This window comes from Sulfuricurvum sp., assembly GCF_049305995.1.
Taxonomy (GTDB): Bacteria; Campylobacterota; Campylobacteria; order Campylobacterales; family Sulfurimonadaceae; genus Sulfuricurvum.
Genome location: NZ_JBAQPS010000212.1, coordinates 1 through 9,056, shown reverse-complemented (window position 1 = coordinate 9,056; position 9,056 = coordinate 1). Strand labels below are relative to the sequence as shown.

Genomic DNA, 9,056 nt, shown 5'->3' with positions numbered 1-9,056 from the left:
TCGAATTCCTGACGGCTAAATCCTTTGTAAATAGAGGCAACAGGGGTTATGAGTGAAGAGAGGGCAGCCCCTCCAAGCTCCCAATTGCCAAAATGGGCAGAGACAAAAATGATCCCTTTCCCTTGCGCTAAAATAGCATCCACCTTGTCACGGTTTGTAAATGTTACATGCGACGCGATCTCTTCGGCACTGTTTCGGCGATTTTCCATTGTTTGGAGTAAATTGAGAGCTAAATTACGGTAACAATAACGCTCTATCTCCCCTTTTTCTTTCTCACTCAGGCTCTGATTAAAGGCAAAAGCGAGATTTTGTTGAATCACTTTGTTACGTTTAGGGGCGAATTTATGCGCTAACACTGCTAGGGAGGTAAATAGAGCTTTTCGCCATGATTTTGGAAGTGTCATTAATAGAGTATCCACTACTAAAAAGAGACGATATAAGAGCATTACAACAGTTCCTTGGCTTTTTGAAGTATCGTTGATGGGTTAATCTCTCGGATTGAAAAATCGTCTCGATTAATTTTTAAAATATTAACTGATGAGGGAGATTTGATGCCAATATTGATAGCAGTGGGGAAAATCATCCGCTCATTGGTTGGACCAAAAAGGGTAATGGAAGCTCTGTTCATTGCCCAAGCCATATGGGTAGGCCCCGTATCGTTACCGATGGTGAGATCACAATGACCGATAAAACTGATCAGTTCACGTAATGACATTTTCGGTGCTACATGGGCATTGTGTGAGCGTTCAGCAATCCATTGCGCATCGTCGCGTTCAGCTTCACTTCCCCAGATCAGATGGCATGGGTAGGGGAGCACGTCGCAAAGGGTGAGAAAATGCTCTTTGGGATAACATTTACTCGGCCATGATGCACCGATAACACAAGCGATGTTTTTTTCACCTTTGAGACTTTCAGGCTTTTCATGGAGTTCAAAGAGGGGCTTTTTATTGATAATGTCGTTTTCATCATAAGTGATCCCCAACGCTTCGGTGATCACGAGAACATTGCGTTTGATAACATTCATCTCATAAGGGATTGCAGAAGCGGTATCATAAAACCATGCAGCGATCTTTTCACGTGCACTTTGCCGATCAAAACCGTGAACTTTTCCCTTTAAAAAATGGGTGATTAGCGCCGATTTCAGTAACCCTTGCGCATCGATAATATGATCGTAGCTAGGGCGAGATTTAAGCTCATGGATGGTTGAATGCAAAAGGTGTAAACTTTTCGTTTTTTTCATTTTTTTGAGTGGAACCGAAATGGCTGAATTGAGGAGTGGATGGGCTGTTAAAATAGGTGCAAAAGCCTCTTCAACATACCAGTCTATCACCGCATCAGGGTAGCGGTGACGGATGATTTGCAACACTACGGCAGTATTGACAATATCGCCCAGTGCGCTAAGACGAACAATAGCGATACGCATGTGAGGTGAATTCATAAGCGTAACTATAGCGCAACTAAGCTACAATCTCCCTCAAAATAAGGACGAGGAGATTAGGATATGGTCGTTCAAGATATTCAACAATATTCGGAAATCCGCCCAAAAGCACGGGCCTATTTTTGCTATTTATTCCATAAAAATCTTCCCAATCACCTTCCCTCCGTCTCGATTGAGACACTGAGTGCACGTCTCCTTAAAATCCGTGGAGATTTAAAAGAGCTTGAAGCGGCCTATTTACTCGATGCCAAGGGGAATCAAGTCACGCCGACGTATCTGAAAAATGGGAAAAAAGAGGAAGATATCGGTGAAAACCGCTCCACTCGTGCCTATTATTACCGTGCGATGCATGAGCGCCGATGTACGATTACCGATCCTTATCCCTCGCTTTTGAATGATGAACTCACCGTTACCGCATCTGAGCCTATTTTTGATGAAAAGGGTGAGATTGTTTATGTCGCCTGTATCGATCTTCCTCTCGCCGAAGTGCTTCGTATCGCCCATCCGCTTGCATCTGAAACGGCGGCAGGGCGTTTTTTCAAAATCATTTACGCTATTTTTTCCGTAGCCCTCTCCTTTGTGGCCTTACTTCTTTTTGTAAAAGGGATTGAAGGATTTTTAGCCTACGGAATGGGGCATTACGACAAAATCGAAATCAAAGATATTTTTGAAGCAACCATTCTCCTCACCCTCTCTCTGGCAACGTTTGATCTAGTGAAAACACTGTTTGAAGAAGAGGTACTGGGACGGAGTAAAAAAGATCCGGCATCCGATATCCATAAAACGATGGTCCGCTTTTTGGGATCGATTATAATTGCTCTCTCTATTGAAGCGCTCATGTTGGTCTTTAAATTTGCGATGACGGCACCTGAGATGCTTATCAATGCAATTTATATTATAGGAGGGGTAGCCGTTTTGATCGTCAGTTTGGCGATATATATCCGATTTACTCATGACAAGGAACGATTATGATAGCTATTGTTGATTATAATATGGGAAATTTAGCCAGTGTTAAAAATGCCTTTGATCTTCTCGGAGAGAAAGTAGTTGTTGAATCAGACCCTCACAATCTTAAAAATTATGATCGTATTATTCTCCCTGGTGTCGGTGCTTTTGGGGATGCGATGGAACATCTGCGTGAGCGAGGTATGGATCAAGCAGTGCGTGAGTATGCTCAAAGCGGAAAATATTTACTGGGTATTTGTCTTGGGATGCAGTTGTTGTTTGAATCGAGTGAAGAGTTCGGACTCTCTGAGGGGTTAGGGCTGATAGCGGGGCGGGTTGTTGCATTCGATAGCAGTCGCTTTCACACACCTCTGAAAGTTCCCCATATGGGATGGAATCGGATGTTTACTTCGCAACACCCACTCTTTGAAGGGCTTGACGAAGCGCATTACCTCTATTTTGTTCATTCTTATCATGCTCTGTGTCAAGATGAAAGAGATAGTATCGGTGAGTCCGTTTATGGATACCGTTTTACAAGTGCAGTAGCCCATGAAAATGTTATGGGGATTCAGCCTCACCCAGAGAAAAGCCATAAAAATGGGTTAACAATACTCAAAAATTTTATTAAGTTATAAAGGAGTTAAATGATTATTTTTCCAGCGATTGATCTTAAAGACGGCAAAGCGGTCCGTCTTACCAAAGGGCTTATGGAGAGTGCAAAAATTTATTCTGATACGCCATGGGAGTTGGTGAAAACGTTTGAAGAGATGGGAGCCACTTGGGTTCATTTGGTCGATCTTAACGGTGCTTTTGCGGGTGAACCGAAAAATTTGGAGCAAATCCGCGCAATTCGTGAAAACTGCAATGTGAAACTCCAACTTGGAGGGGGGATTCGTGATGAAGAGACGATTCAACGCTATTTAGAGTTGGGGATTGATCGGCTGATTTTAGGCTCTATCGCACTTCGTGATCCGGAATTTGTTAAATCAATGGCGGCAAAATATCCGATTGTTGTCGGTATTGATGCGATTGATGGCTATGTCGCAGTTGAGGGCTGGGGCGAGGTGAGCAGTATGAGAGCAACCGATTTGGCACGTGCTTTTGCAGACGCTGGGGTAGAAGCGATTATTTGTACCGATGTGGGACGTGATGGAACACTTAGCGGGGTGAATGTTGATTTTACACTTGATATTGCCAGAGCATCTGGAATACCTACAATAGCCAGTGGTGGAGTTAAAGATGGAAGTGATATAGAAGCATTGATAGAGAGTGGTGAAATCTCTGGTGCAATTATTGGCAAAGCATTTTATGAGGGAAGAATTGACCTCAAAAAGTTTCTTTAAACTTACCGCAAAGATGGATAGGTTATCATTGGGCATTTATTCTATGCGTTAATAAGAATTGACAAAAGGACATACTTTGAAATTATTGGTTGTAGATGATAGTTCCACAATGCGACGTATTATTAAAAATACGCTTTCACGGCTTGGTTATGAAGATGTTTTAGAGGGTGAAGACGGACTTCAAGGATGGAGCGTTCTTGATACAAATCCGGACATAGGAATGTTGATTACCGACTGGAATATGCCGGAAATGAATGGGTTGGAATTGGTTAAAAAAGTGCGATCAGATACACGTTTTTCTGACCTGCCGATCATTATGGTTACAACAGAGGGAGGAAAAGCGGAAGTTATTACTGCCCTTAAAGCAGGGGTTAATAACTATATTGTTAAGCCATTCACTCCACAAGTGTTAAAAGAAAAACTATCAGCCGTTCTTGGTACTGAGGCTTAATGCAAGATTATTATTACATGATGGTGGTTAAACCATCATCGCATTTAGAGCTTTTTAGCGATTTTTTAGTCGATGTTCTTCCGGTTGGTTTTGAAGAGATTGATGAGGGTTTTATTATCCGCAGTGAAGAGGATCTTGAAACAATCAGTTGGGGGATTGAGCAGTTTGCTGAAGCACTGCAACGTGCATTAGGCGAAGTAATCGATGTAGAGATGACTCTCACCAAAGAGAAAAATGATGATTGGATTGCGCAATATCAGCAAGGGATCACCCCCATTGAAATAGACCCTTTTTATATCCATCCTACATGGGAATTGCCGCGTGATGGGATGTTGAATATCGCTATCGATCCTGCGTTAGCATTCGGGACAGGACATCATCCTACCACTGCTTCGTGTTTGCGAGGAGTTGCCAAATATGTAAAAGCCGGCGATGAAGTGATGGATGTCGGATGCGGTAGCGGAATTTTAGCGATTGCATCGATTAAAAAAGGTGCTACGGTTGATGCGTGTGATACCGATCCACTTTCCGTTGAAAATGCGATTGTCAATGCGGAACAAAATAACATTGCCTACCGCCGCTTATGGGAAGGTCCAATCAACGAAACCGATGAAAAATACGATGTCATTATCGCCAATATTGTTGCCGATGTACTCGTTTTCATTGCAAGTGATCTTAAAAAACGGTTACGAGAAGGGGGTGTTTTAATCCTCTCAGGAATAATGGACAAGTATGAAGATAAAGTTCTCCGTGCATATAAAAGCTTTGAATTAACCGAACGTCTTGTCGAAAACGAATGGGTAACTCTCGTAGTGACTCACAAAGGAAATGAATAATATGGCTCAAAATGAATCGAATCCAAACCCCGATAAAAACGGTAATTTTTTTAATAAAAATCCTTTAATAACTTTTGCAATTTTTTCAATCGCGGTTATTATCCTTTTTAAAGCGGTAATCGGTGATGAGAATGAGTTAGCCGGCAAAATGAACGGCCAAAATGTGACACGTACCCAAGAGATCAGCTACGCTGATCTTAAACGCCTTATCCAAGAGAAACAAGTTGAAAAGGTCTCTATAGGACAAACCTATATCCGTGCTATCGGAAATGACGGAACTGGAAAAGTGGCGTATACGACGCGCATTGTAGGCCAAGACTCAACCCTTATCCCCCTTTTGGATGAAAAAAAGATCAATTATGTCGGTTTTTCTGAGAGCAACTGGTTTACAGAGATGTTCGGATGGTTATTCCCTTTCCTCATCATTATTGCTATTTGGATGTTTTTTGCAGGACGTATGCAAAAAAGTATGGGTGGCGGTATTTTGGGGATGGGTAACTCTAAAAAACTGATTAACTCAGAAAAGCCGAAAACCAAATTTGATGACGTAGCCGGTGCACAAGAGGCAAAAGAAGAGGTTTTGGAGATCGTAGATTTTCTAAAATCACCGGATCGTTATGTGGAACTTGGTGCTAAAATTCCTAAAGGGGTTTTGCTCGTAGGTAGCCCTGGTACCGGTAAAACGTTGTTAGCAAAAGCGGTAGCGGGAGAGGCAGAAGTGCCGTTTTTCTCTGTTTCGGGTTCAAGCTTTATCGAGATGTTTGTGGGTGTCGGTGCGGCGCGTGTTCGTGATTTGTTTGAGCAAGCGAAAAAAGATGCCCCATCGATCATCTTTATCGATGAGATTGATGCTATCGGTAAAAGCCGTGCGGCTGGTGGTATGATGGGGGGCAACGATGAGCGTGAACAAACCCTCAATCAGCTTCTCGCAGAGATGGACGGTTTTGGTACTGATACACCGATCATCATTTTGGCGGCAACCAACCGTCCTGAGATTCTCGATCCCGCACTTCTTCGTCCGGGACGATTTGACCGTCAGGTATTGGTAGATAAACCCGATTTCCAAGGGCGTATCGATATCCTCAATGTCCACGCTAAAGGGGTTAAACAAGATCCTGATGTTGATCTCGAAGAGATTGCCCGTCTCACTGCAGGTCTCGCGGGTGCCGATTTGGCAAATATCGTGAACGAAGCGGCATTGCTCGCGGGGCGTAAAAGCCAAAAAACAGTGCGTCAAGCTGATATGCGTGAAGCGGTAGAACGTGCAATTGCTGGGCTTTCTAAAAAGAGTCGCCGTATTGATGAAAAAGAGAAACGTATTGTTGCCTATCATGAGAGTGGTCATGCACTGTTGGCTGAGACAACCAAGGGAGCTAAAAAAGTTTCTAAAGTCTCTATTGTTCCTCGCGGGTTGGCAGCACTTGGGTATACCCTTAATACCCCTGAAGAGAATAAATATCTCATGCAGCGTCATGAACTGATCGCGGAAATTGATGTTCTTCTTGGCGGTCGTGCGGCGGAAGAGGTCTTTATCGGAGAAATCTCTACCGGAGCGGCGAACGATTTAGAGCGTACAACCGACATTCTCAAAGCGATGGTTCAGATGTATGGTATGAGTGATGTAGCTGGATTAATGGTACTGGAGCGTCAACGCAGTACCTTCTTGGGCGGTGGGATGACACAGGCAAAAGAGTACAGTGAAAAAATGTCTGAACAGATGGATGAGTTCATCAAATCGACATTGGCAGAGCGCTACCTTGCTGTCAAAAGCCGTTTGGAAGAATATCGCGATGCTATCGAAAAAATCGTAGAACTTTTGTATGCCAAAGAGAATATAACCGGAGATCAAGTACGTGAGATAATCGAAGCGTATGAAGTTGAGCACAATATCGAAACGAAACTCGAACCGCGTAAAGAGACCCCTTCGAGTAAAAAAATAGTTATTGACGAATAAGGAGCACTAGATGAGCGTTCAAACCGATACCTTTATCCTCTCAAGCCGAGGCTGGTTACTTTCGGGTGTAATTGGTGCTCTATTTCTCTTTTTTACGATGACGGGATTGCATCTGTTTCAGTTTCTGTTTGGGAGTTTACTCCTCGCCGTTCTCATCATTTTTCGTAATCCTGAGCGTAATACCTCTGAAACAGAGGCTGATAGTGTTGTCAGCAGCGTTGATGGTGTTGTTTTGTCGGTTGAAGAGAGTATGGTTGATGATAATAAAATGACCAAAATTACCATTATGAATTCATTGTGGGATGTCTCTATGCTTCGTGCCCCTTTTGATGGTGTCGTAGAAGGATTCAAAATTCGTCGTGGTGCCTCATTGCCACTGTATAACCCCCTGTCTGATACGTTGAATGAAAAAGCGGTACTCTCTTTTAGATCTACAAAAGGGGATGAAATCTACATCGAGCACCTTAGTGAACAAAGCTGTTTTAGTATCGGTATCGAAGTAGAAAAAAGTCAAAAATTCAAAGAAGGTGCTCGTTACGGATTTTTAGCGAAAGGGCGTAGTATTATTTATCTTCCAAAAAACAGCCGTATTACAGTTAACCCAGGTTCTTCGGTTCGTGCCGGTGAAAGTGTTATCGGATACTTAAACGCAGTCTAAGCCGATGCGTCAGTCTCCTCCCCCCATCGCCTATCTCCTCCCCAATCTTTTTACTGCTGCCTCTATTTTTACCGGATTTTATGCTATTGCTTTAGCCTTGGAAGCCTCTTTTGTCTCAGCGGCATGGTTTATTTTTTTAGCATTAATCTTTGATGGATTGGATGGGCGTGTTGCACGTATGACAAACACGGCAAGCCACTTTGGAGTGGAGTTTGATTCTTTAGCCGATATTGTTGCATTTGGGGTTGCCCCTGCATTACTCCTGTATCTGTATGTGGGTGAGAACTACGGACGGATGGGTATTGTTGTAAGTGCTTTATTTATTATTTTCGGTGCTGTTCGTCTGGCTCGTTTTAATGTCACGACTTCACGGATTGAACCAAGTGTCTTTATTGGTCTTCCGATCCCCACAGCGGCAATTATGATCTCTATAGCGGTAATTTTGTTAGAGCAATATTCTACTTTTGCTGCATTGAAAGTTTTTATTCTCCCCTTAGCAGCTATTTTGTCTATTTTGATGGTGAGCAATATTCGCTACCCAAGCTTTAAAAAAATGAACTTTAAAACATTTCATTTTATGCGATTTCTGGTTGCACTGATTGTTGTCGCATTGGGGATATTTATTTACCCTATCGAAGGGATGGCGATACTTGCGGCTGCATATTTGCTCTATGGTCCATTCCGTGCGTCATTTTATCTATTGCGTCGTTTTATCGCTTATAAAGGGTGATATTTCTGTGGTTCATTTGTGAGTTTCTCTGTATTGATCTTAAAGTCAAAATAACGTGAAAGAAAGCCAGTGTTTTCCATTTTAGTGAGTTGATTAATAGCTGCTTTGTTATTTTCAATTTGCATATAAAGCAAGGAAAGAGCATAACGGGTCTCTAAATAGTTTGGATTTTTTAATTTTGAAAGTTCTAGTAAGATGATTGCATTTTGATAATGCTCTGCTCCGATAGAAGCGCAAGCTCCTAAAAATAAAGTATGTTCATCACGAATACTATGAGTATCTATAAGTTGGTTGTAAAGAGTATATGATTTTTCAAATTCTTGATTGTAAAAATAAGCTTGAGCGAGTGCGCTCATAATATCTGTGGTACTTCCATTGGTCGTTTGAAGAGCAACTTCAAGTCGTTCGATTAATGGTTTAAGTTGTCCTGTCATCATTGCTATTAAGATACTACGATCACGTGTCAATTGAGGTCCGAAGTAGAGATCATCATATCGAAAAGATTGTTTTTTAAGATAATTTATCACAGATGAAGCAAATACTTTTGTTTTTTGATCTTTAAACTGAGTATCGATAACCATGAGGTGAGGAAGAATATCTGTGGGCTGAAGAGAAGCCAGTCGTTTCGCATCTCTTCGAGCTATATCGTTTAACTCCATTTCGGTTGCTATCGCTATTTGAAGTGCTAGATAGAGAGGACG

9 protein-coding genes and 2 pseudogenes are annotated in these 9,056 nt (G+C 42.2%); 8 read left to right on the top strand and 3 right to left on the bottom strand.

Going from position 1 to position 9,056, the window contains the following annotated elements; translation table 11 throughout:
* Positions 1-446, bottom strand: a pseudogene (locus WA010_RS07215) (hypothetical protein); the annotation flags it as partial.
* Positions 446-1,438 carry a lipopolysaccharide heptosyltransferase I gene (gene waaC, locus WA010_RS07210; RefSeq protein ID WP_422556457.1) on the bottom strand — a complete coding sequence of 331 codons (993 nt, stop codon included), beginning with the start codon at positions 1,436-1,438 and terminating at the stop codon, positions 446-448. The gene waaC and the pseudogene WA010_RS07215, both read right to left, overlap by 1 nt.
* Before the next feature lie 63 nt (positions 1,439-1,501).
* Between waaC and WA010_RS07205 the strand changes: the two genes are divergently transcribed.
* From WA010_RS07205 to pssA, 8 genes are all read left to right on the top strand, one after another.
* Positions 1,502-2,410, top strand: a complete 909-nt coding sequence (locus tag WA010_RS07205) for a PDC sensor domain-containing protein (RefSeq protein ID WP_422556456.1) — start codon at positions 1,502-1,504, stop codon at positions 2,408-2,410.
* Positions 2,407-3,018, top strand: coding sequence for an imidazole glycerol phosphate synthase subunit HisH (gene hisH / locus WA010_RS07200; protein WP_422556455.1), 612 nt, complete (start codon positions 2,407-2,409; stop codon positions 3,016-3,018). The genes WA010_RS07205 and hisH overlap by 4 nt, the downstream gene beginning before the upstream one ends.
* A 9-nt stretch (positions 3,019-3,027) precedes the next feature.
* Positions 3,028-3,726 carry a 1-(5-phosphoribosyl)-5-[(5-phosphoribosylamino)methylideneamino]imidazole-4-carboxamide isomerase gene (gene hisA, locus WA010_RS07195; RefSeq protein ID WP_422556454.1) on the top strand — a complete coding sequence of 233 codons (699 nt, stop codon included), beginning with the start codon at positions 3,028-3,030 and terminating at the stop codon, positions 3,724-3,726.
* A gap of 76 nt (positions 3,727-3,802) precedes the next feature.
* Positions 3,803-4,177, top strand: a complete 375-nt coding sequence (locus WA010_RS07190) for a chemotaxis response regulator CheY (RefSeq protein WP_422556453.1) — start codon at positions 3,803-3,805, stop codon at positions 4,175-4,177.
* On the top strand, positions 4,177-5,013 hold the full coding sequence (locus WA010_RS07185) for a 50S ribosomal protein L11 methyltransferase (RefSeq protein WP_422556452.1): 837 nt from the start codon (positions 4,177-4,179) through the stop codon (positions 5,011-5,013). The genes WA010_RS07190 and WA010_RS07185 overlap by 1 nt, the downstream gene beginning before the upstream one ends.
* 1 nt (position 5,014) lies before the next feature.
* The gene (ftsH, locus tag WA010_RS07180) at positions 5,015-6,967 is read left to right on the top strand and encodes an ATP-dependent zinc metalloprotease FtsH (RefSeq protein WP_422556451.1); all 1,953 of its coding nucleotides are present in this window, start codon (positions 5,015-5,017) and stop codon (positions 6,965-6,967) included.
* 10 nt (positions 6,968-6,977) lie between these two features.
* Positions 6,978-7,625, top strand: a complete 648-nt coding sequence (locus WA010_RS07175; protein WP_422556450.1) for a phosphatidylserine decarboxylase — start codon at positions 6,978-6,980, stop codon at positions 7,623-7,625.
* 4 nt (positions 7,626-7,629) lie between these two features.
* On the top strand, positions 7,630-8,355 hold the full coding sequence (pssA, locus tag WA010_RS07170) for a CDP-diacylglycerol--serine O-phosphatidyltransferase (RefSeq protein WP_422556449.1): 726 nt from the start codon (positions 7,630-7,632) through the stop codon (positions 8,353-8,355).
* On the opposite strand, the pseudogene WA010_RS07165 reads toward pssA, so the two are convergent.
* Positions 8,343-9,056 (bottom strand): annotated as a pseudogene (locus WA010_RS07165) (hypothetical protein); the annotation flags it as partial. The gene pssA and the pseudogene WA010_RS07165 sit on opposite strands and share 13 nt — an antisense overlap.